This is a genomic window from Paracidovorax sp. (genome assembly GCF_057642795.1).
Map to the genome: position 1 here is coordinate 84313 of NZ_JBXYZY010000021.1, position 23127 is coordinate 107439.

Annotated in this window: 17 protein-coding genes; 9 read left to right on the forward strand and 8 right to left on the reverse strand. The window is 67.8% G+C overall.

Features of this window, described 5'->3' with window-relative positions; translation table 11 throughout:
- Nucleotides 1-53 precede the first annotated feature (53 nt).
- Nucleotides 54-1151 (forward strand): cell division protein ZapE, encoded by a 1098-nt coding sequence (gene zapE / locus AC3A84_RS07380; protein WP_487968951.1) that lies wholly within the window; start codon nt 54-56, stop codon nt 1149-1151.
- Nucleotides 1151-1912 carry a hypothetical protein gene (locus tag AC3A84_RS07385; protein ID WP_487968952.1) on the forward strand — a complete coding sequence of 254 codons (762 nt, stop codon included), beginning with the start codon at nt 1151-1153 and terminating at the stop codon, nt 1910-1912. Before zapE ends, AC3A84_RS07385 begins: the two co-directional genes overlap by 1 nt.
- Before the next feature lie 38 nt (nt 1913-1950).
- On the opposite strand, the gene AC3A84_RS07390 is transcribed toward AC3A84_RS07385, so the two are convergent.
- The gene (locus tag AC3A84_RS07390) at nt 1951-2715 is read right to left on the reverse strand and encodes a PP2C family protein-serine/threonine phosphatase (protein ID WP_487968953.1); all 765 of its coding nucleotides are present in this window, start codon (nt 2713-2715) and stop codon (nt 1951-1953) included.
- A 131-nt stretch (nt 2716-2846) separates the two neighbouring features.
- Between AC3A84_RS07390 and yoaA the strand changes: the two genes are divergently transcribed.
- Entirely contained in the window at nt 2847-5000 is a 2154-nt protein-coding gene (yoaA, locus tag AC3A84_RS07395; protein WP_487968954.1) for a DNA repair helicase YoaA, read from the forward strand.
- Here the strand turns inward: yoaA and AC3A84_RS07400 are convergent.
- Nucleotides 4975-5772, reverse strand: coding sequence for an outer membrane protein assembly factor BamD (locus tag AC3A84_RS07400; protein ID WP_487969309.1), 798 nt, complete (start codon nt 5770-5772; stop codon nt 4975-4977). The genes yoaA and AC3A84_RS07400 overlap by 26 nt on opposite strands.
- Before the next feature lie 200 nt (nt 5773-5972).
- Here AC3A84_RS07400 and dnaE point away from each other — a divergent pair, with 200 nt between their 5' ends.
- The 3 genes from dnaE to clpA all read left to right on the forward strand — a co-directional run bounded on the left by dnaE (nt 5973) and on the right by clpA (nt 12355).
- A complete protein-coding gene (gene dnaE, locus AC3A84_RS07405; protein WP_487968955.1) occupies nt 5973-9515 on the forward strand; it encodes a DNA polymerase III subunit alpha in 3543 nt (1180 codons plus the stop codon).
- Nucleotides 9516-9589: 74 nt separating this feature from the next.
- A complete protein-coding gene (gene clpS, locus AC3A84_RS07410; protein WP_092936371.1) occupies nt 9590-9949 on the forward strand; it encodes an ATP-dependent Clp protease adapter ClpS in 360 nt (119 codons plus the stop codon).
- Between the two features lie 57 nt (nt 9950-10006).
- On the forward strand, nt 10007-12355 hold the full coding sequence (gene clpA / locus AC3A84_RS07415; RefSeq protein WP_487968956.1) for an ATP-dependent Clp protease ATP-binding subunit ClpA: 2349 nt from the start codon (nt 10007-10009) through the stop codon (nt 12353-12355).
- A 131-nt stretch (nt 12356-12486) separates the two neighbouring features.
- On the opposite strand, the gene AC3A84_RS07420 is transcribed toward clpA, so the two are convergent.
- Nucleotides 12487-13857 (reverse strand): lytic murein transglycosylase, encoded by a 1371-nt coding sequence (locus AC3A84_RS07420; RefSeq protein ID WP_487968957.1) that lies wholly within the window; start codon nt 13855-13857, stop codon nt 12487-12489.
- Between the two features lie 60 nt (nt 13858-13917).
- Between AC3A84_RS07420 and sbcB the strand changes: the two genes are divergently transcribed.
- Entirely contained in the window at nt 13918-15357 is a 1440-nt protein-coding gene (sbcB, locus tag AC3A84_RS07425) for an exodeoxyribonuclease I (RefSeq protein ID WP_487968958.1), read from the forward strand.
- Nucleotides 15358-15365: 8 nt separating this feature from the next.
- Nucleotides 15366-16244, forward strand: a complete 879-nt coding sequence (locus AC3A84_RS07430; RefSeq protein WP_487968959.1) for an NAD-dependent protein deacetylase — start codon at nt 15366-15368, stop codon at nt 16242-16244.
- A 121-nt stretch (nt 16245-16365) separates the two neighbouring features.
- Here AC3A84_RS07430 and AC3A84_RS07435 read toward each other — a convergent pair whose 3' ends face one another.
- The 3 genes from AC3A84_RS07435 to adh form a co-directional block, all read right to left on the reverse strand.
- Nucleotides 16366-16794: a DUF779 domain-containing protein gene (locus tag AC3A84_RS07435; RefSeq protein ID WP_487968960.1), complete on the reverse strand. Its 429-nt coding sequence runs from the start codon at nt 16792-16794 to the stop codon at nt 16366-16368.
- A gap of 132 nt (nt 16795-16926) precedes the next feature.
- Nucleotides 16927-17958 (reverse strand): alcohol dehydrogenase AdhP, encoded by a 1032-nt coding sequence (adhP, locus tag AC3A84_RS07440; RefSeq protein WP_487968961.1) that lies wholly within the window; start codon nt 17956-17958, stop codon nt 16927-16929.
- Nucleotides 17959-18247: 289 nt separating this feature from the next.
- Nucleotides 18248-19768, reverse strand: a complete 1521-nt coding sequence (gene adh, locus AC3A84_RS07445; RefSeq protein WP_487968962.1) for an aldehyde dehydrogenase — start codon at nt 19766-19768, stop codon at nt 18248-18250.
- Between the two features lie 468 nt (nt 19769-20236).
- Between adh and AC3A84_RS07450 the strand changes: the two genes are divergently transcribed.
- On the forward strand, nt 20237-20956 hold the full coding sequence (locus AC3A84_RS07450) for a YebC/PmpR family DNA-binding transcriptional regulator (protein WP_487968963.1): 720 nt from the start codon (nt 20237-20239) through the stop codon (nt 20954-20956).
- An 80-nt stretch (nt 20957-21036) separates the two neighbouring features.
- Here the strand turns inward: AC3A84_RS07450 and AC3A84_RS07455 are convergent, their stop codons facing one another.
- Together AC3A84_RS07455 and AC3A84_RS07460 are read right to left on the reverse strand one after the other, a co-directional pair.
- Nucleotides 21037-22311 carry an amidohydrolase family protein gene (locus AC3A84_RS07455; protein ID WP_487968964.1) on the reverse strand — a complete coding sequence of 425 codons (1275 nt, stop codon included), beginning with the start codon at nt 22309-22311 and terminating at the stop codon, nt 21037-21039.
- A 188-nt stretch (nt 22312-22499) separates the two neighbouring features.
- Nucleotides 22500-23093 carry a GNAT family N-acetyltransferase gene (locus AC3A84_RS07460; protein ID WP_487968965.1) on the reverse strand — a complete coding sequence of 198 codons (594 nt, stop codon included), beginning with the start codon at nt 23091-23093 and terminating at the stop codon, nt 22500-22502.
- Nucleotides 23094-23127 lie beyond the last annotated feature (34 nt).

A 23127-nucleotide genomic window follows, 5' to 3' on the forward strand; every position in this document is an offset into this window, starting at 1 on the left:
GCGCTTGAAATTCAAGCGCTCGCAGCTATTGTTTTTATAGCATCGAGGCGCGCATGAAAGTCAGGCAGGCATATGAGGCGGAACTCGCCGCCAAGGGGTATCGCAGCGATCCGGCGCAACTGCGCGCGGTGGACGCCCTGCAGCGTTGTGCCGACGAGTGGACCGAGTACAAGGAGCGCCGCTCCAACGCCTTGAAAAAGCTCATCCACCGCCCGCCCGTGCCGCGTGGCGTGTACATGTACGGCGGTGTGGGGCGTGGCAAGAGCTTCCTGATGGATTGCTTCTTCAACGCCGTGCCCATCAAGCGCAAGGTGCGGCTGCACTTTCACGAATTCATGCGCGAGGTCCACCGCGAACTCGCCGACCTGCAGGGCACGGTGAATCCGCTCGACGTGCTGGGCGCGCGCATCTCCAAGCGGTTCAAGCTGATCTGCTTCGACGAATTCCATGTGGCCGATATCACCGACGCGATGATCCTGCACCGGCTGCTGCAGTCGCTGTTCGACAACGGCGTTGGCTTGGTCACCACGTCCAACTTCAAGCCCGACGAACTGTACCCGGATGGCCTGCACCGGGACCGCATCCTGCCCGCCATCGCCCTGCTCAACGAGCGTATGGAGGTGGTCAACGTGGACAACGGCACCGACTATCGCCGCCGTACGCTGGAGCTGGTGCAGCTCTATCACACGCCCCTGGGCCCCGATGCCGATGCCGCCATGTCCGAGGCGTTCGACCAGCTGGCCGAGGTGGCGGACGAAGACCCCGTGCTGCACATCGAGGCGCGGGAGATCCGTGCGCGCCGCAAGGCCGGCGGCGTGGTGTGGTTCAATTTCCGGGAACTGTGCGGCGGCCCGCGCTCTCAGAACGATTACCTGGAGATCGCCACGCAGTTCCACACGGTGCTGCTCTCCGACGTGCCTTACATGCCCGTGGCCATGGCTTCGCCGGCGCGCCGCTTCACGTGGCTGATCGACGTGCTCTACGATCGCCGCGTCAAGCTGATTCTCTCGGCTGCCGTGCCGCCCGAGCAGCTCTACACCGAAGGCCCGCTGGCGCACGAGTTCCCGCGCACCGTCTCGCGGCTCAACGAGATGCAATCCAAGGAGTTCCTGGCGCTGGAGCGGCGCCTGGTTGATACCGGACTGACTTGATGAAGAAGACGAATCTGCCTCTGAACCCGATCGCGGCCGTGCTGCGCTGTGTGGCTCCGGCCGCGCTGGTCCTCGCGCTGGGCGTGGCATCGGCTGCCGCGTCGGCCCAGACGGCGGTGCCTGCACCATCCGGGGCGGATGCTTCCGCTGCCAACACCAACGCCACTGTCACTGCTGCGGCCTCGGTTCAGGAAGCGCGCGAGCGCGAGCGAGCCGAGATCAAGCAGCAGCGGCAGGCGCTGCAGGACCGGCGAGAGCAGGACGAAAGGCAGTGCTATCAGCACTTCGTGGTCGAGAGCTGCCTGTTGCGGGTGAGGGCGCAGGAGCGCGAAGCCGAGCGTCCCCTGAGGGCGCGGGAGATCGAACTCAACGATCAGGAGCGGCAGGAAAAGGCCGCCGCCCGCCGCCAGTCGGTGCAGGAAAACCAGCAGCGCCAGCAGGCCCGCGAGGCGGCGGCTGCGGCCCGGCCCCAGCCCGCCGCTCGCCAGCCGGCCGATGTTGACGCCAAGGCGCAGGAAGCCCGCCAGCGTGCGGATCAGCAGCGTGCCCGCCAGGCGAATCACGCTGCGGATGAGACCCGGCGGCTCAGCGAGGAGCCTGCCCGTATGGCCGAGTCGCGTGCCCGTTACGAAGCCAAGCAGAAGGCGGCTCAGGAGCGCCGCGCCAAGTACGAGAAGTCGCGTGCCGAGGCAGCGGCATCCGGGCGCAAGCAGGCTGCGCCTCTGCCGCCTCCGGAGCGCCCGGCGTCGGCCGCGCAGTGATTGTTTTCACCGCCTCATGGGGGCACTGCGGGCGAAGGCTAGGCCGCCTGGGGCGCCTCGATCTTCACCACGATCAGCGAGAGGTTGTCGCCGGCGCCGCGCGCCCGAGCGCGCGCCTTGTGAATGAGCAGTTCCGACGCTTCGCGTGGGCTCAGTGTGGTCAGCGCCTGCGCCATTTCGGTGGGGGAGAAGTAGTGCCAGAGCCCGTCGGTGCAGTTCAGCAGCACGTCCCCTGGCTGCAGCCGGCTGATGCAGTGGGTGTCGATCGGCGGATCGCCTTCCATGCCCAGGCAGCCGACGAGCACATTGGCGCGAGGGTGCGCGCTGGCTTGGGCCTCGTCGATCTCGCCCCGGTCCACCAGGGTTTGCACATAGGAATGATCCCGGGTGCGCCGCAGCAGCTTGCCGCGCTGGAAGTGGTAAATGCGAGAGTCCCCGGAGTGCGCCCAGTGGCAGTCTCCGCTGGGGTTGATGAGAAAAGCCGCAAAGGTGCTGTGCGGCTCTTGCTCGGCAGAGACCGCCGTGAGCCGGATCACCAAATGCGCCTCGCGCGCCAGGCTGTCCAGCAGGGCGGCGGCGTCGTCGGTCTCTGGCGAATAGCGCTCGAACAGTTGCTGGGCCGTCATCATGACCTGATCGGCTGCCTGGCGGCCACCGCTACGTCCGCCCATGCCGTCCGCGACCACGCCCAGAACGCAGCCGAGAAAGTGCGGGTGGGCCAGCAGGGTGACCTGGTCCTGCTGGTACTCCCGATCCCCCTTGTGCGTTCCCGTGGAAGCTGTGAGGCGGTAGGCGGTGGTCATGGTGGCGGGCGGCTCGGAAGGGGGGGCGCGAATCGAGGACGCCGCATTATCCGTGCGGCGCGGTGGCGTGGGTGGGTACCCGGCTTCTTTTCTCGCTCGATGCCGTGGTGTGACGCTGAGGCGGGGCGCCCATGCTGCTGAGCCCGCTTGCAGCGCTGGTGGATGCCGCTTTCGCGCCTACGGGCACGCTGGCCCGGGGCCTGCCGCACTTCCACCCCCGTGCCGCGCAGGCCGACATGGCCCAGGCCGTGGCCCAGACCATCGACGCGGGCGGCGCCCTGGTGGTGGAGGCCGGCACCGGCGTGGGCAAGACCTTCGCGTATCTGGTCCCGGCCCTGCTCAGCGGCGAGCGGGTGCTGATCTCCACCGCCACCAAGTCGCTGCAGGACCAGCTCTTCGCGCGCGACCTGCCGCGGCTACTGGAGGTGCTGGCCCTGCCGCTGAAGGTCGCGCTACTCAAAGGGCGCTCCAGCTATCTGTGCCTGCACCGCATGGAGCAGGCCCGCCAGGACGGCCTCGCGGGCGAACGCGCCTTGCAGCGCGTGCTGGCCCGCGTCGAGGTCTGGGCCCAGGGCACCCGCAGCGGCGATCTGGCCGAGCTGCCCGGGCTGGACGAGAAGTCGCCTGTGATCCCGCTCGTGACCTCGACACGGGAGAACTGCCTGGGCCCCGCTTGCCCGCGCTTGCGTGAATGCCACGTCAACCTGGCGCGGCGTGAGGCGCTGGCGGCGGACGTGGTCGTCATCAACCACCATCTCTTCTTCGCCGATCTGGCGGTGCGCGAGTCCGGCATGGCGGAGCTGCTGCCCTCGGTGCGGGTCGTGGTCTTCGACGAGGCGCACCAGCTCAACGCGACCGGGGTGCAGTTCCTTGGCGTGCAGTTCAGCACGGGCCAGTTGCACGACCTCGCGCGCGATCTGCTGCAGGTGGGTCTGCAGCATGCGCGCGGCTGGGTGGACTGGCCGGTGCTGGCCCAGGCCTTGCGCCAGGGCGCCGACGGGCTGCGGGCGACGGTGGCTGGCGGGGGCGCTGCGGGCAGCGGCGGTGCCGCGTCTGGCACGCGCCTTTCCTGGGCCGGCGAAGCGCCCGAAGGTGCCGATCCCCGTGCTTGGGGTGCTGCCCTGCAGGCGCTGGAGTGGGCGCTGCGGCGCGTGCTGGAAGGGCTGGATACGGTCGCCGACCGGGCACCCGATTTCGCTCGCCTGCACGAGCGCGCCGTGCTGGCCATGGAGCGCCTGGCGCACTGGGCCCAGCCATGCCCGCCGGAGGCCACGCGCTGGGCCGATGCCGGCCTGCACCTGCGCCTGGTGGAGTCGCCGCTGGACATCGCGCCGCGCCTGGCGCCGCTATGGTCGGCTCCCAAGGTGGAAGAGGGCGCCTGGGACGAGCCGGAAGTCGGGAATGGCGGTGGCGGGCAGCAATCCCCCGCGTCCGGCGCTTCCGCCGGGCTGGGCGAGCGCGGCCGTTCCTGGATATTCACCTCGGCCACGCTGGGCACGGACGAGGCCCTCAGCTGGTTCACCCAGCCTTGCGGGCTGCAGGATGCGCGCATTCTGCGGGTCGGCAGCCCCTTCGACTACGCCGCGCAGGCGGCGCTCTATGTGCCGCCGCACCTGCCAGCGCCGGCCGATCCGCGCCACACCGAGAGCCTGGCCCGCTGGGTGGGCGACGCCGTGCAGCGGCTGGGCGGTCGCACCCTGGTGCTCACCACCACGCTCAAGGCCTTGCGCGGCATCGGCGCAGCGTTGCAGCAACGCTTTGCCGCCAGCTCCGCCATCGAGGTGCTGGTGCAGGGCCAGGGCACCAAGCGCAAACTCATGGAGCGCTTCCGCAACGAGTCATCCAGCCAGCACAGCGCCTGGGACGAAGCCGGCGCAGCGCCCGGCCAGGGCCGCGTGCTGGTGGCCTCGGCTTCGTTCTGGGAAGGCTTCGACGTGCCGGGCAGCGCCCTGCAGCTGGTGGTGATCGACAAGCTGCCGTTTCCGCCGCCCGGCGATCCGCTGGTGGACGCGCGGGGGCAGCAGCTGGAGCTCGCGGGGCGCAGTGCGTTCCGGGACTTCGCCCTGCCGGAAGCCGCCGTGGCGCTCAAGCAGGGGGCCGGCCGGCTGATCCGCAGCGAGACCGATACCGGGGTGCTGGTGGTGGCCGATACGCGCCTCGTTACCATGGGCTACGGCAAGCGCCTGCTGCGTGCGCTGCCGCCGATGCGCCGGATCGAGACGCAGGAAGCGTTCGATCAGGCGCTGGATGCGCTGCTGATTACCAGAACTTCCACCACGGATTGACCTTGGCCTTCGGGCCCTGGGTCAGCATCTCGCTGTTGGGGTAGGAGGCCTGCATCACGCGGGTTGCGTCGTCGCGCAGCTGGGTCATGCCCAGCGCGTCGTAGGACTTGATGAGGATGTAGAGCGCTTCTTCCAGCGCCGGGACGTCCCTGTACTCAGCCAGCGCGTTCTGGGCGCGGCCGATGGCGGCCACGTAGGCGCCGCGGCTGTAGTAGTAGCGCGCCACGTGGACTTCGTACTGCGCCAGCGAGTTCACGATGTAGGTCATGCGCTGGCGTGCATCGGGCGTGTAGCGCGAATCGGGAAAGCGCGTGACCAGCTCGCGGAACGACTCGAAGGAATCCTTGGCGGCCTTCTGGTCGCGCTCGGACAGGTCCTGGCGCGACACCCAGGAAAAGAGGCCCAGGTTGTCGTTGAAGTTGACCAGGCCCTTCAGGTAGAGCGCGTAATCGTAGGCGGGGCTAGCCGGGTGCAGCTTCAGGAAGCGGTCCAGCGTGGCGATGGCCTGCGCCTTTTCGCCGCCCTTGTACTGGGCATAGGCCTTGTCGAGCTGGGCCTGCTGCGCCAGCGGCGTGCCGGCGGCCCGGCCTTCGAGCTTCTCGAGCAGCGGCACGGCCTTGTCGTAGGCGCCCCCGTTGAGTTCGTCGCGCGCTTCCGAATAGATCTTGTCGGTGGTCCAGCCGGCGGTCTTGTCTTCCGTCGTGGTGGAGCAGCCCGCCAGCAGGCCGGCGGCCAGCAGTGCGGACACAAAAGGAGCGGACATACGCGACATGGATGCGGCTTTCTGGCAGGAAGAGGGAGTCGTCGTCATGGACTGGCGCCCGTTCGGGCGCCGTTTGGCCGGGCGAAGCACCCGTCGCACGCCGCCCAGGCGCGGAAACGGGTCATTGTAGCGATGCGGCGGGCGCCGAGCGGGCCGGGCTGCGCAGCCATGCGGCCGGGCGGGATTCATGGCCTTTCTACAATGCCGGGATGTTTGTTCATCTGCGCCTGCACACCGAATTTTCCGTCGTTGACGGTACCAACCGCATCGACGAGGTCGCCAAGTCGGCTGCCAAGGACGGCCAGCCCGCCCTGGCCATCACCGATCTGAACAACCTGTTCGGAGCCATCAAGTTCTACAAGGAAGCCCGGGGCAAGGGCGTCAAGCCGGTGCTGGGGGCCGAGATCAACGTGGCCCCGCCCGGTGGCGCCGTGGGCCGCATGGTGGTGCTGGTGCAGGACAAGCAGGGCTACCTGAACCTGTCCGAATTGCTGGCGCGTGCATGGACGCGCAACATCGTCAAGAACGTACCGGTCTGCACCTGGGAGTGGCTGCAGGAACTCAATGCTGGCCTCATCCTGCTGGCCGGCGCGCAGGCCGGGCCGGTCGGGCAGGCGCTGATGCGCGGCGACGAAGGCGGCGCGGCCGACCTGGCGCTGGAGCTGGCCGGCATGTTCCCGCACCGCTTCTACCTGGAGATCCAGCGCGCCGGGCGGGTGGACGACGAAGCGCATGTGGTCGCCGCCGTGCAGCTGGCGGCGCGGCTCAACCTGCCGGTCGTGGCGACCCATCCGGTGCAGTTCGCCACGGCGGACGACTACGAAGCCCATGAGGCGCGCATCTGCATCGCCGAGGGCGAGATCCTGGCCAACCAGCGCCGGGTGCGCAAGTTCACGCGCGAGCAGTACTTCAAGTCCAGCGCCCAGATGGAGGCGCTTTTTGCCGATGTGCCCTCGGCCATCGCCAACACGGTGGAGATTGCCAAACGCTGCAACCTGACACTGGTGCTGGGCAAGCCTCGACTGCCGGACTTTCCCACGCCCAATGGCATGCCGATCGACGAGTATTTCCGGTACGCGTCGTTCGAGGGGCTGGAGGAGCGGCTGCGGCAGCTCTTTCCCCAGGAGTCCGAGCGCGACAAGCAGCGCCCGCGCTACGTGGAGCGGCTGGAGTTCGAGCTGGGCACCATCCTGAAGATGGGTTTTCCGGGCTATTTCCTCATCGTGGGCGACTTCATCCAGTGGGCCAAGCAGAACGGCTGCCCGGTGGGGCCGGGCCGGGGATCGGGCGCCGGCTCGCTCGTGGCCTATGCGCTGAAGATCACCGACCTGGACCCGCTCCAGTACAACCTGCTGTTCGAGCGCTTCCTGAACCCCGAGCGGGTGTCCATGCCCGACTTCGACATCGACTTCTGCCAGTCCAACCGCGACCGGGTGATCGACTACGTCAAGGACAAGTACGGCAAGAACGCCGTGAGCCAGATCGCCACCTTCGGCACGCTGGCGGCCAAGGCCGCCATCCGCGACGTGGGCCGGGTGATGGACATGAGCTACACCTTCTGCGACGGCATCTCCAAGCTGGTGCCCGGCAAGCCCGGCATGTCCTACACCCTGGCGTATCCGCCGGAGGTGAAGAAGGAGGGCGACAAGAACAACTACGCGCTCGAGCTCGAGCCCATGCTGTACGAGCGGGTGCGCAAGGAAGAAGACGTCAAGACCATCATCGAGATGGCCCAGAAGCTCGAAGGCATGACCCGCAACATCGGCATGCACGCGGGGGGCGTGCTGATCGCGCCGGGCAAGCTGACCGACTTCTGCCCGCTTTACCAGCAGCCGGGCAGCGAATCGGCCGTGAGCCAGTACGACAAGGACGACGTGGAGGCCATCGGCCTCGTGAAGTTCGACTTCCTGGGCCTGGCCACCCTGACGATCCTGGAGATCGCCCGCGAGTTCATCGTCAAGCGCCACAAGGGCCAGGAGAACTTCGCTTTCGAGAACATCCCGCTCGACGACGCACCCACTTATCGGCTCTTCTCCGACGGGAAGACGGAAGCGGTGTTCCAGTTTGAAAGCCGCGGCATGCAGGGCATGCTGAAAGAGGCACGTCCGAGCCGGCTGGAAGACCTGATCGCCCTGAACGCCCTCTACCGCCCGGGGCCCATGGACCTGATCCCCACCTTCGTGAACCGCAAGCATGGCAAGGAGCCGGTGGAGTATCCCCATCCGCTGGTCGAGCCGGTGCTGGCCGAGACCTACGGGATCATGGTCTATCAGGAACAGGTGATGCAGACCGCCCAGGTGCTGGGCGGCTACAGCCTGGGCGGCGCCGACATGCTGCGGCGGGCGATGGGCAAGAAGAAGGCCGAGGAGATGGCCGAGCACCGAGAGATCTTCCGCAAGGGCGCGGCCGAGAAGGGCATCGGCCAGGACAAGGCCGACGAGGTGTTTGACCTGATGGAGAAGTTCGCGGGCTACGGCTTCAACAAGTCGCACGCCGCCGCGTATTCCCTGCTGGCCTACCACACGGGCTGGCTCAAGGTGCACTACACGGCCGAGTTCTTCTGCGCCAACATGACGGTGGAAATGGACGACACCGACAAGCTCAAGGTGCTGTTCGAGGATGCGGTCAAGAACTTCGGAATGACCTTCGAGCCGCCGGACGTGAACCGCGGCATGTACCGCTTCGAGCCGGTCACCGACAAGGTCATCCGCTACGGCCTGGGCGCCATCAAGGGTACGGGGCAGCAGGCCATCGAAGCCATCATCGCCGCGCGCGAGGGCCGGGGCGAGGGGCCCCAAGGCAGCACAGTGGGGCCATTCAAGAGCCTCTTCGACTTCTGCGTGCGCGTGGACCGCTCGCGCATCAACAAGCGTACGGTGGATGCGCTCATCAAGGCCGGCGCCTTCGACGCGCTGCAGCTCAACCGGGCCGCGCTGTCGGCCTCGCTCGACCGGGCCTTCGAATTCGCCGCCGCCACGCATGCCAACGCCAACCAGGGCGGCCTCTTCGACATGATGGGCGACGACGCCCACGGCTCCAGCACCCAGGAGCCCGATCTTGTGGACGTGCGGCCCTGGGGCATCAAGGAGCGACTGACCCAGGAAAAGACGGCCATCGGCTACTACCTGTCGGGCCACCTCTTCGACGAGGTGGAAAAAGAAGTGCGCCGCTTCGTGCGCACCCCCATCGAAGAGCTGGGCGACAGCCGCGAAACCCAGACGCTCGCCGGCATTGTGAGCGACCTGCGGGTCATCAACGGCTCGCGCGGCAAGCTGGCGCTGTTCAAGCTGGACGACAAGTCCGCCACCATCGAGGCCTCGGCCGACGAAGGCGTGCTCAACGCGAACCGCGACGTGCTCAAGGACGATGAATTCGTCGTCATCAGCGGGCGGCTGCAGCTCGACCATTTCAGCGGCGGGCTCCGGGTGAAGGTTCAGCAGGCCTACGATCTGGCGGCCGCCCGTGCCAGATACGGGCGCTACCTCCAGGTCTCGGTGGGAGACGCGGTGCCCGATGTGGCGCGCCTGGTCCGGGAGTTCCCGGCCAAGCGCGAGGAAACCGAGCATGGCGAGACCCTGGTGCACGGCCTGCGGGTGCGCATGAACCTGTGCTGCAAGGCTGAGCAGGGCGCCGCCACTGCGGAACTGCAACTGGGCGAGGCCAGCCGGTTCTTCCCGTCCGATGCGGCCCTGGCCGCCTGGAGCGCGCAGGCCGGCAGCGGCGCGGTGTCGGTCATTTACGACGCGGGCTGACCGCTTGAAAAAAGTGTGCCAGGCACCAAGTCCCACAGGGCACGCTGGCGAGCTTGCATCGCTAGAATGAATTCATGGCCACGAAACCACCTTCCCAGACACCGATCACCCCGACCCGCGCACCCGCCCGGGACGATGGCGGCTCGGTGGTGCTGGAGCGGCGTACGCAGCGCACGCAGCCGCCCCAGATGTACCAGGTGCTGATGCTGAACGACGATTACACCCCCATGGAGTTCGTGATCGTCGTGCTGCAGGAGTTCTTCGGCAAGGATCGGGAGTCCGCGACCCAGATCATGCTCAAGATCCATCTGGACGGTAAAGGCGTATGCGGGGTGTATTCCCGCGACGTCGCCGCGACCAAGGTCGAGCAGGTCCTCGAAGCCGCCCACAAGGCAGGCCACCCGCTGCAATGCGTGAGTGAGCCTGTTGAATAAACGGTTTTCCAGCCCGATCTACAGTTATCTTTTACCCGCAAGCACAAAGGAGTTCACATGATTGCCCAGGAACTGGAAGTCAGCTTGCACATGGCCTTTGTCGAGGCCCGCCAGCAACGCCACGAGTTCATCACCGTGGAGCATCTGCTGCTGGCGCTGCTGGATAACCCCAGCGCAGCCGAAGTGCTGCGCGCATGCTCGGCCAACATCGACGACCTGCGCGCGTCGCTGGCCAACTTCATCAAGGACAACACACCGCAGGTGGCCGGCACCGACGAGGTGGACACGCAGCCCACGCTGGGTTTCCAGCGCGTGATCCAGCGCGCCATCATGCATGTGCAGTCCACCGGCAACGGCAAGAAGGAAGTGACCGGCGCCAACGTGCTGGTCGCCATCTTCGGCGAAAAGGATTCGCACGCCGTCTATTACCTGCACCAGCAGGGCGTGACGCGTCTGGACGTGGTCAACTTCATCGCCCACGGCATCAAGAAGGGCGAGCCTCCGGAGCCCGCCAAGGCCGAGAACCCCTCTGAGTCCGAAGAGGGCGGTGGTGGCGAGCGCAACGAGAAGGCCTCGCCGCTGGAGCAGTACACCCAGAACCTCAACCAGGCCGCCAAGGACGGCAAGATAGATCCGCTGATCGGCCGCCACTACGAGGTCGAGCGCACGATCCAGATCCTCTGCCGCCGCCGCAAGAACAACCCGCTACTGGTGGGCGAAGCCGGCGTGGGCAAAACCGCGATCGCCGAGGGCCTGGCCTGGCGCATCACGCAGAACGACGTGCCCGAGATCCTGGCCGAAGCCGTCGTTTACTCGCTCGATATGGGCGCATTGCTGGCGGGCACCAAGTACCGCGGCGACTTCGAGCAGCGGCTGAAGGGCGTGCTCAAGTCGCTCAAGGACCGGCCGAACGCCATCCTGTTTATCGACGAGATCCACACGCTCATCGGCGCCGGCGCGGCCTCGGGCGGCACGCTGGACGCGTCCAACCTGCTCAAGCCGGCGCTCTCCAGCGGCCAGCTCAAGTGCATCGGCGCGACCACCTTTACTGAGTACCGCGGCATCTTCGAGAAGGACGCGGCCCTGTCGCGGCGCTTCCAGAAGGTGGACGTGGTCGAGCCGACCGTGGCAGAGACGGTGGATATCCTCAAGGGCCTCAAGAGCCGCTTCGAGGAACACCACAGCGTCAAGTACGCCGCTGCGGCGCTGCAGGCTGCTGCAGAGCTGTCGGCCAAGTACATCAACGACCGGCACCTGCCTGACAAGGCCATCGACGTGATCGACGAAGCCGGTGCCGCGCAGCGCATCCAGGTCGCCAGCAAGCGCAAGAAGACCATCGGCAAGGCCGAGATCGAGGAAATCGTCGCCAAGATCGCCCGCATTCCGCCCGCGAACGTGTCGAACGACGACCGCAGCAAGCTGCAGACCATCGAGCGCGACTTGAAGAGCGTGGTGTTCGGCCAGGACAAGGCGCTGGAAGTGCTGGCCTCCGCCGTCAAGATGGCGCGCTCGGGCCTGGGCAAGGGCGACAAGCCGATCGGCTCGTTCCTCTTCAGCGGCCCCACCGGCGTCGGCAAGACCGAAGCCGCCAAGCAGCTGGCCTACATCATGGGCATCGAACTGATCCGCTTCGACATGTCGGAGTACATGGAGCGCCATGCGGTCAGCCGTCTGATCGGCGCGCCTCCGGGCTATGTCGGCTTTGACCAAGGCGGCCTGCTCACCGAAGCCATCACGAAGAAGCCGCACGCGGTGCTGCTGCTCGACGAGATCGAGAAGGCGCACCCGGACATCTTCAACGTGCTGCTGCAGGTCATGGACCACGGCACGCTGACGGACAACAACGGACGCAAGGCCGACTTCCGCAACGTCATCATCATCATGACGACGAACGCGGGTGCCGAGACCATGAACAAGGCGACCATCGGCTTCACCAATCCGCGTGTGGCGGGCGACGAGATGGCCGACATCAAGCGCCTGTTCACGCCTGAGTTCCGCAATCGGCTCGACGCCATCGTCAACTTCAAGGCGCTGGACGAGCAGGTCATCCTGCGGGTGGTGGACAAGTTCCTGCTGCAGCTGGAAACCCAGCTGTCCGAGAAGAAGGTCGAAGTCACCTTCACCGACCAGCTGCGCAAGCACCTGGCCAAGAAGGGCTTCGATCCGCTGATGGGCGCCCGCCCGATGCAGCGCCTGATCCAGGACATGATCCGTCGTGCGCTCGCCGACGAGCTGCTGTTCGGCCGCTTGACCGAAGGCGGCCGCCTGACGGTCGATATCGAGACCGCCACCGACGACAAGGGCGTGGAAACGGCCGAGGTGAAGCTGGATATCCAGCCGCTGCCCAAGCGCGACCGCACCGCCAAGTCGGAGCCGACGGAGCCGGAAGAGGCCACGGCCGACTGATCGGTACTTTCAGAAGTTCATGTGCCAGCTGCGGCCGGCTCACCCCAAGAACAAAACCCGCATGCCACTGGCGTGCGGGTTTTTTCTTTTGTCCTGTGCCTCGATGGCACGGGCAACGAGAAGACGCGTGCTCAGGCCGGATTCATGAGCCTCTGCAGCAGCTCCGTCGTTGGATACCCGTCCGCCTCCAGCCCCAGGCTGCGCTGGAACTGCCGCAGTCCCGCGCGGGTGGCTGGGCCGAAGACGCCGTCGGCGGTGCCGGCGGCGAAGCCACGCTGGTTCAGGCCAGTCTGCAGCTGCAGAACCTGGCTGCGGGAAAGTGGCTGCAGATCGCGCGGCCAGGAGGCCATGAGGCCGGGCGCGCCCTCGATCTGACGCGCCAGCAGGCCCACGCCCAGCGCATAGTTGATGGAGTTGTTGTAGCGCAGGATGGCGCGGAAGTTGGGTCCGACCAGGAACGCCGGGCCGCGCGCGCCGGCAGGCTCGATGACCGAGGCCGCATCGAATGCGGGCAGCGGCTGGCCGTCCATGGCCTGCACACCGTCGGCGGCCCATTGCGTGGAGGTTTGCCGCACGTTCAGTTCGGCGCGGCTGTGGTCGAAGCCGGTGGGCAGGCGCACTTCCACGCCCCAGGGCTCGCCCCGGCGCCAGCCCGCGCTGGCCAGGTAGTTGGCGGTGGAGGCGGTGACATCGGGAATGCTGCCCCAGATGTCGCGCCGGCCGTCGCCGTCGGCATCGACTGCATGGGCCAGGAAGACGGAGGGCAGGAACTGGGTGTTACCCATGGCCCCGGCCCAGGAGCCGACCATGCGGTCGGCAGGAATGTCGCCCTGGTCCACGATGCGCAGGGCCGCCAGCAGCTCCGAGCGCGCCCAGTCGCGGCGCCGGCCCTCGAAGGCCAGGGTCGCCAGCGCATCCACGGCACGGAAGCTGCCGAAATTGCCGCCGTAGTTGCTTTCCATGCCCCAGATGGCGGTGATGATCGATGCCGGCACGCCGTAGCGCGCCTCGGCCGCGCCCAGCGGCATGCGGTATTCCATCCGCTTGGCGCGGCCGGCGGTAACGCGCTGCGGGGAGACGGCGCTGTCCAGATAGGCCCACGGCGTGCGCGTGAATTCGGGCTGAGCACGGTCCAGCTCGATGACGCGGGGCAGCAGGCGGGCGCTCAGCAGCACCTGCTGCACGGTGGCGGGGCGGATGCCGGCGACCAGCGCCTCGCGGCCGAAGGAATCCAGCCAGGCCTTGAAGCTGTTCTCTTCGGCGACCTGTGCGGCAGTTTCAGGGGCTGGCGCAGCCGTGCTGGGTGCCGTGGTGGCCGGGGCGGGCACGGCGGGAGGGCTGCTGGGAGGCGTGGCGGGGCCGGTGGGGCCCACGGGCGTGGCGCAGCCACCCACCAGCGCCAGTGCGGCGCAGGCGAGCGGCAAGGTCCAGGGCAGGAGGCGGCGCTGGGCGGTGGCTGGTGACACTGCGGCGAACGACGGGCGATTCGGTGTGAAGAGCATGCGCCATTGTCGTCGGCCCCGGCATACTTGCGGTTTTGTGTTTCCTGCAGCCGCGAATCCATGCACACCTTTCTCTGGCACGACTACGAAACCTTTGGTGCCAACACCCGGCGCGACCGGCCGGCCCAGTTCGCGGGCATCCGCACCGATGCGGATCTGAACGAGATCGGCGAGCCGTTGATGATCTACTGCCGGCCCGCGCCCGACTATCTGCCCGACCCGGAGTCTTGCCTCATCACCGGCATCACGCCGCAGCTATGCCTGGAGCGCGGCGTGCCCGAGCATGAATTCGCCGCCCGCATCGAGGCCGAACTGGCCCGGCCTGGCACCATCGGTGTGGGTTACAACACCATCCGGTTCGACGACGAGATCACGCGCTTCATGTTCTGGCGCAACCTGATGGACCCATACGCCCGCGAATGGCAGAACCAGTGCGGCCGCTGGGACCTGCTGGACGTGGTGCGAATGACCTATGCGCTGCGGCCCGAAGGTATGGAATGGCCCACCAAAGAGGACGGCTCGCCCAGCTTCAAGCTCGAGCATCTGTCCAAGGCCAACGGCCTGGCGCACGAGGCGGCGCACGATGCGCTCTCCGACGTGCGCGCCACCATCGCGCTGGCCCGGCTCATCCGCGAGCGGCAACCCAAGCTGTTTGATTTCGCCCTCAGCCTGCACAAGAAAGACCGCGTGGCGGCCGAGTTGCGCCTGCCCGCAACGGTGGAGACGGCGCGGCCCTTCCTGCATGTTTCGGGCATGTTCCCCACCGAGCGCGGCTGCCTGGGCGTGATGTGGCCGCTGGCCAGCCACCCGACCAACCGCAACGAACTGATCGCCTGGGACCTGTCGCAAGACCCGTCCGAGCTGGCGCGGCTGGATGCCGACACCATCCGCCTGCGCATGTTCACCCGTAGCGACGAACTGCCGGAAGGCGTCACCCGGCTGCCGGTCAAGACGGTGCATCTGAACAAGTCTCCCATGGTGGTGGGCAACGTCAACACGCTGACCCGCGACACGGCCGAGCGCTGGGGCATCGACCTGGAGCAGGCCGCGCGGCATGCGGCGGCGGCGCGCGCGCTGCCGGACCTCACCGCCATCTGGGCCAAGGTGTTCTCCCGCCCGCAGGACGGGCCCGCGCCGGATGTGGATCAAGACCTCTACGGCGGCTTCGTCGGCAACGAGGATCGCCGGCGCCTGGAGCGCCTGCGCAGCCTGCCGCCCGAAAAGCTCGCCGAGGCCCGCCCGGGCTTCGACGACGAGCGGCTCGAAGAGCTGGCCTGGCGGTATCGGGCGCGCAACTTCCCGCACACGCTCACCGAGGACGACCTGGAGCGCTGGGAAGAGCACCGCGTGGCCTGCCTGATGGAGGGGCAGGGCGGCGCGCTTACCTTCGACGAGCTGTTCGCGCGGCTGGACACATTGGGCGGCGAGGCCGACGAGCGCGGCGAAGAGATCCTCGGCGCGCTCTACGATTACGCCGAGAGCATCGCGCCGGCGATGTAGGCGCAACCATGTCCGGCACGCCCGCGTTCCTGCCGCTCGATGCGGCCCAGCCTGAAGGCGCCCTGGCGGAACCGGCCCGGCTGGCCGCCTTCATCCGCGCCCACCCCCGGCTTTTCGTGCTCACCGGGGCGGGCTGCAGTACGGCCTCCGGCATTCCCGATTACCGCGATGCCGAGGGGCAGTGGAAGCGGCCGCAGCCTGTCACCTTCCAGGCCTTCATGGGCGAGGAGGCCACGCGCCAGCGCTACTGGGCGCGCAGCCTGATCGGCTGGCGCGTCATGGGCCATGCGCAGCCGGGCGCGGCGCACCGGGCCCTGGCGCAGCTGGAGGCCCTGGGCCATGTGGAAATGCTGCTGACCCAGAACGTCGACGGCCTGCACGATGCGGCGGGCAGCCGTAGCACGGTCGATCTGCACGGCCGCATCGACACCGTGCGCTGCATGCATTGCGAGGCGCGCATGCCCCGCGCCGCGCTGCAGCAACGCCTGCTGGAGGCCAATCCCGCCTGGGCCCATCTCCAGGCGGAAACGGCGCCCGACGGCGATGCCTATCTGGACGGCCTGGATTTCTCCAGCTTCGCCGTGCCGGCCTGCCCGGCCTGCGGGCAGGGCCCGCTGAAACCCGACGTGGTGTTCTTCGGCGAGAACGTGCCGCGCGAGCGCGTGTTGGCCGCACGCGAGGCCCTGCAGCGCTCCGACGCGGCGCTGGTGGTCGGCTCCTCGCTCATGGTGTATTCAGGCTTTCGCTTCGTACAGGCGGCGTCTGAGGCGGGCAAGCCCATCGCCGCGGTGAACCAGGGCCGCACGCGCGGCGATGCGCTCTTCACTCTCAAGCTGCAAAGCGATGTGGGGCATACGCTGGCGGAGGCCGCAGCGCTCTTGGGCTGACGGAGCCCGCCTTGCTGGCGAGCGAGCTGAAGGCGCAGTCCCCGCGGCGCGGCATTGGTGTCCCGGCGGCGTAACGCGGCAAGGATGTCGGGGCCCCGAAGCGAGCCACGGCAGCTTTCGGTCAGCCCTGCCCGCTCTGCGGCGGGCCCAGCGCTTCAATGGCTGCCCATTCCTCGTCGCCATAGAGCCGCGAGCGTGTAAGAAAGCGCAGGCCGGTGGGCCGCTCCAGCGAGAACATGCCGCCGTTGCCGGGCACCGCGTCGATGATGAGGTGCGTGTGCTCCCAGTACTCGAACTGCGATCGGCTCATGTAGAAGGGCGTGCCGGCGATCTCGCCGAGCAGCACGTCGGAGTCGCCCAGCATGAATTCGCCCTGGGCGAAGCACATGGGCGCGCTGCCATCGCAGCAGCCGCCCGACTGGTGGAACATGAGCGGGCCGTGCTGGGCGCGCAGCCGTTCGATGAGCGCCACGGCTTGTGGCGTGGCGGATACGCGCATGGCCGCCTGGGGTGCGGTGGCCGTGGCTTCCTGCAAGCGGGTGTCTGGCATGGTCTGTCGTCTCCGTGAAGAAGGCCCCGGGTGGGGCCTTTCGTGTTGTGCGGTCCGCCGGTGGAAGCCCGTGCCACGCGCCTTGCTGCAGGCTGCTCCCCGCCCTGGGCGGACGGGAAGCGGGGGCGCGTGTCAGGCCGCCATGTCCAGCACGATACGCCCCTGGATCTGCCCCTTGTGCATGCGGGTGAAGATGTCGTTGATGTTCTCCAGCTTCTCGGTGCTCACCGTGGCCTTGACCTGGCCGCGCGCGGCGAAGTCGAGCGACTCCTGCAGGTCCAGGCGCGTGCCGACGATGGAGCCGCGCACCGTGACGCCGCGCAGCACCATGTCGAAGATGGGCAGCGGGAAATTGCCGGGCGGCAGGCCGTTGAGCGCGACGGTGCCGCCGCGCCGCACCATGCCCAGCGCCTGCTCAAAGGCCTTGGGCGAAACGGCGGTGACGAGCGCGCCGTGGGCGCCGCCGATCTCCTTTTGCAGGTAGGCGGCGGGGTCATTCTTCAGGGCGTTGACGGTGACGCTCGCGCCTAGCTTGCGGGCGAGTTCGAGTTTGTCGTCTTCCACGTCCACGGCAGCCACATTCAGGCCCATGGCTCTGGCGTATTGCACGGCCATGTGGCCCAGGCCGCCGATGCCGGAAATCACGACCCAGTCGCCCGGCTTGGTGTCCGTCACCTTCAGGCCCTTGTAAACCGTGACGCCCGCGCACAGCACGGGTGCGATGTCCACGAAGCTCACGTCCTTGGGCAGGTGGCCTACGAAGTTCGGGTCGGCCAGCGCGTAGTCCGCGAAGCCGCCGTTGACCGAATAGCCGGTGTTGCTCTGCGATTCGCACAGCGTTTCCCAGCCGCCCAGGCAATGGGTGCAGCAGCCGCAGGCCGAATGCAACCACGGTACGCCCACGCGGTCGCCTTCCTTGACGTGCTTGACGTTCTTGCCGATGGCGGCGACGAAGCCCACGCCTTCGTGGCCGGGAATGAACGGCGGGTTGGGCTTGACCGGCCAGTCACCTTCGGCGGCGTGCAGGTCGGTATGGCAGACGCCGGAGGCCTCGATCTTCACGAGGATCTGGTCGTCGGCCGGGGTCGGAACGGGCACCTCTTCGATGGTCAGAGGCTTGCCGAATTCGCGGACGACGGCGGCTTTCATGGTCTTGGCGGTCATGGCTCGGGTTCCTTTTCTTTGGCGCGGAGGGAGTGATCGGGAGGGCCGGCTTTGACCATAAGCCGCCCTCCAGCTGAACCAGCTGACGCAGGTCAAGCCGTCTGCAGAACCGTGAGGGCAACGGTGGGCCCGGTCCCTCGCGCACGGCGCGCCTCTACGGGGGCGGGGGGCAGGCTGCTGCGTTGCCAATCCTCGCCATAGCTGCTGCTATGGCTGCGGCTTGCGCCTTGCAGCCCTTTCCTCACCCATCAGAGCGCCCCGCATCGCGGGGACGGGGGGTCCCGTCGCCTCAGAAGAAGCCCAGCTTGTTGGGGCTGTAGCTCACCAGCAGGTTCTTGGTCTGCTGGTAGTGGTCGAGCATCATCTTGTGGTTTTCGCGGCCGATGCCGGACTGCTTGTAGCCGCCGAAGGCCGCGTGCGCGGGGTAGGCGTGGTAGCAGTTGGTCCACACGCGGCCGGCCTGGATGCCGCGGCCCATGCGGAAGGCACGTGCGCCATCGCGGCTCCACACGCCGGCACCCAGGCCGTAGAGCGTGTCGTTGGCGATTTCCAGCGCTTCTTCTTCGGTCTTGAAGGTGGTGACGGACACCACCGGGCCGAAGATCTCTTCCTGGAAGATGCGCATCTTGTTGTGGCCCTTGAACACCGTGGGCTTGATGTAGTAGCCGCCGGCCAGGTCGCCGCCGAGCATGTTGCGCTCGCCGCCGATCAGGCATTCGGCGCCTTCCTGCTTGCCCAGATCCAGGTACGAGAGGATCTTCTCCAGCTGCTCCTGCGAGGCCTGCGCGCCGATCATGGTGCTCTTGTCGAGCGGGTGGCCCTGGGTGATGGCGGCCACGCGCTTCAGGGCGCGTTCCATGAAACGGTCGTAGATCGATTCCTGGATCAGCACGCGGCTGGGGCAGGTGCAGACCTCGCCCTGGTTCAGCGCGAACATGGTGAAGCCTTCCAGTGCCTTGTCGAAAAAGGCGTCGTCGGCGGCCAGCACGTCCTCGAAGAAGATGTTGGGGCTCTTGCCGCCCAGCTCCAGCGTGACGGGGATGATGTTCTGGCTGGCGTACTGCATGATCAGCCGGCCGGTGGTGGTCTCGCCCGTGAAGGCGATCTTTGCGATGCGGTTGCTGGACGCGAGTGGCTTGCCGGCCTCCAGCCCGAAGCCGTTGACCACGTTCAGCACGCCGGCCGGCAGCAGGTCGTCGATGATTTCCAGCAGCACCAGGATGGAGGCGGGCGTCTGCTCGGCGGGCTTGAGCACCACGCAGTTGCCGGCGGCCAGGGCCGGGGCCAGCTTCCAGACGGCCATCAGGATGGGGAAGTTCCAGGGAATGATCTGGCCGACGACGCCCAGCGGCTCATGGAAGTGGTAGGCCACGGTGTCGTGGTCGATCTCGCTGATGCCGCCTTCCTGGGCGCGCACCGCACCCGCGAAGTAGCGGAAGTGGTCGATGGCCAGGGGAATGTCGGCCGCCATGGTCTCGCGCAGCGGCTTGCCGTTGTCGATGGTTTCCGCCACGGCGATGGTCAGCAGGTTGGCTTCCATGCGGTCGGCGATCTTCAGCAGGATGTTCGCGCGGTCGGTGGTGGAGGTCTTGCCCCAGGCGGCCTTGGCCTTGTGCGCCGCGTCGAGCGCGGCATTCACGTCCTTGTCGTTGGAACGCGGCACCGAGGTGAACACCTGGCCGTTGATCGGCGAGCTGTTCTCGAAATACTGGCCGTCCGCCGGGGGCACCCACTGCCCGCCGATGTAGTTGCCATACTGCTTCTTGTAGGGGTTGGCGATACCGAGGCTTGCGATTTCTGCCATGTTCATGGTGCTTGTCTCCTGGGATGGTTTTCGGTGGAATGCTGCGCGCCGTGGCGCACTCGCACTCCTTCAAGGGCAAGTCGCATGCCAGCGCTTTTCCACTGGGTGTGAAGGGCGGGGCGCTACGGGACAACCCTTGGTTTGAGGCCGCGATCAGGCCCGCTGCGCCGGCACTTCGCGGCTTTGCGACAGAAACGGGGCAGCGAGCGGGGTGTTCCGCCTGTGCCGTGGCACAGTCCGGGTGTGCCACCTGTTCCATTTCTGAACGGTTGCGCCGCGACGCTCCGCCGGCGCACGGCGGGCGGCGACCCAGCCCCTGCCGCGCGCCTAGAATCCCCCGCTACAGCCGGGCAGGCCCACAGAGCGCCTTTGCCCGGTTCAAGACCGGCAAGCCGCCCCACCATCGGGGCGGTCCGCCGCTCGGGGCGCCCTGCGGCAGGCAGGCCCCCGCCATCAATCGCAGGAGGCGCCACCATGGGTGCGCAATGGAAAGCAAAGGGCAAGGCGCAGGTCGCCGATGCCAAGGGCAAGCTGTTCGGCAAGCTCGTCAAGGAAATCATCGTGGCGGCCCGCAGCGGCGCCGATCCGGCCGGCAATTCGCGCCTGCGCCTGGCGATGGAGCAGGCCCGCAAGGCGTCCATGCCCAAGGACACACTCGAGCGTGCGGTGAAGAAGGGCTCGGGCGTGGGCGCCGATGCCGTCGATTACCAGCGCGTGATCTATGAAGGCTTCGCGCCCCACCAGGTTCCGGTGATGGTCGAATGCCTGACCGACAACGTGAATCGCACCGCGCCTGAAATGCGCGTGCTGTTCCGCAAGGGCCAGCTGGGCACATCCGGTTCCGTGTCGTGGGACTTCAACCATGTCGGCTTCATCGAGGCCGAATCCACCGCCGGCCACGCCGGTGCCGATGCCGAGGTGGCCGCCATCGAGGCCGGCGCGCAGGACTTCGAGCCGGGCGAGCAGGAAGGCACGACGCTGTTCATTACCGACCCCGCCGATCTGGACCTGGTGAGCCGTGCGCTGCCGGCCCAGGGCTTTACGGTGCTGTCGGCCAAGCTGGGCTATCAGCCCAAGAACCCGGTCGATCCGGCCAACCTAAGCGCCGAGGCGCTGGACGAGGTGGAGAGCTTCCTGGCCGCCATCGACGGGCATGACGACGTGCAGGAAATGTTCGTCGGCCTCAAGGGTTGAGGCTTACTGCTTCGCTTTTGATAGCGGCCTGCGCTCTGTTCATCAGGGCGGCAGGCCGTTTTCTTGCGGGAAACGCTGCTTCAGACGGCCAGCAGACTGACCTGCGCCGGCCTGCCGGGCAGCGAGAGCTGCGCCACCGGCGCGGGGCTGCCGGCCACTTGGCGGCCGCGCCGCCATACCGCCAGCCGCGTGGCGCGCAGGCGGATGGCCTCCACCGGATCGCGCGCATGCAGCAGCACCAGGTCGGCGTGGCAGCCGGGGCCGATGCCATAGCCTTCCAGGCCCAGCAGCCGCGCCGGATTCACCGTCACGGCCTCGAAGCACTGGCGCATGGCCTGCTGGCCGGTCATCTGCGCCACGTGCAGGCCCATGTGGGCGGCTTCCAGCATGTCGGCGCTGCCGCCGGCATACCAGGGGTCCATCACGCAGTCATGGCCGAAGGCGACGGTCAGGCCGGCGGCCATCAGCTCGGGCACGCGGGTCATGCCGCGGCGCTTGGGGTAGCTGTCGTGCCGGCCCTGCAGGGTGATGTTGATCAGCGGGTTGGCCACCACGCCGAGCTGCGCTTCGGCCATCAGCGGGATCAGTTTGCTGACGTAGTAGTTGTCCATGCTGTGCATCGACGTGAGGTGGGAGCCGGTGACGCGCCCCTGCAGGCCCAGGCGCACGGTCTCGGCGGCCAACGTCTCGACATGGCGCGAGAGCGGGTCGTCGGACTCGTCGCAATGCATATCCACCCGCAGGCCACGCTCGGCGGCCAGCTCACACAGCAGGCGCACGCTCTCGGCCCCCTGGGCATTGGTGCGCTCGAAATGCGGGATGCCGCCGACCACCTCCACGCCCAGGTCCAGCGCGCGCGTGAGGCTGTCCAGCCCGCCGGGCCGGCGCAGCACGCCGTCCTGCGGGAAGGCGACCAGCTGCAGGTCGAGGTAGGGCGCCACGCGGGCCTTCACGTCGAGCAAGGCCCGCACGGTGAGCAGGCTTGGATCGCTGGTGTCCACATGGCTGCGGATGGCGAGCAGGCCGCGCGCCACGGCCCAGTCGCAATAGGCGAGGGCGCGTTCCACGATGGCCTCGTGCGTGAGCGTGGGTTTCAGCTCGCCCCAGAGCGCGATGCCTTCGAGCAGCGTGCCGCTTTCGTTCACGCGCGGCTGGCCGTAGCTGAGGGCCGAGTCGAGGTGGAAATGCGCGTCAACGAAAGGGGGCGACAGCAGCAGACCGCCGGCATCGACCGCCTGGTGCGCAGGCGCCTGCAGGCCTTGCGCGACCTCCACGATGCGCCCGTCCTGGATGGCGACGGACATGTGCTGGCGTCCGTCGGGCAGGGTGGCGTGGTGGATCAGCAGGTCGAGCATGGCTGGGGTTCTTGCGGAAGAGATGGGGGAAGGGGCTGCGCGGATGGCGTGCATATTCTGGGCCAGCCCGAGGGACTTCAGCGGGGCACGGGACGGGCGCAGCGTCGGTCTCGCATCTGTCACTCGCGGGGCGAACCCTGCCATTCGGCGGTGCCGCCGTTGAGGCGTGACCGTGAGGCCGGCCGGCTCTACGCTCCACTGGCCCGCCAACGCGCACGGGGCAAGCGATAGAGCACATGCGGGCGCACCCGGTGCCCATGCGGGACGGCGGGATGCTCGAACGCCTCTGCCGGCGATTCGCGCATGCCCAGGCGTTCCATCACGGCCCGCGAGCGCCGATTGCCTTGCGCCGTGAAGGCCACGATCTCGTCCAGGCCCAGCATCTCGAAGCCCGCCCGCAGCGCCAGCCGGGCGCCCTCGGTGGCCAGACCCAGGCCCCAGAAGCGGCGGGCCAGACGCCAGCCGATCTCCACGCAGGGGTTGAAGGGCAGCGGGGCCGTGGGGCGGTTCAGGCCGACGAAGCCGATGAATTGCGGCCCGCCCTCCGCGCCCAGCCCATCCGCCGCCCAGAAGCCCCAGCCCTGGTGGCCGATCAGCGTCTCGATGCGGTCGGCCAGTGCGTCGCTCTGGGCGCGGTCCAGCGGAGCGGGGAAGTGCTGCATCACCTCCGGGTCGGCATTCAGCGCGGCGAACGGCGCGCGGTCCGCCGGTGTCCACGGACGCAGCCGCAGTCGGGGCGATTGCAGCAGGGCGGGGTCGATGCAGGTGGGGGCTTCGGGCATCCGCCCATGGTAGAGGCGCCCGTGGTGGCTACAG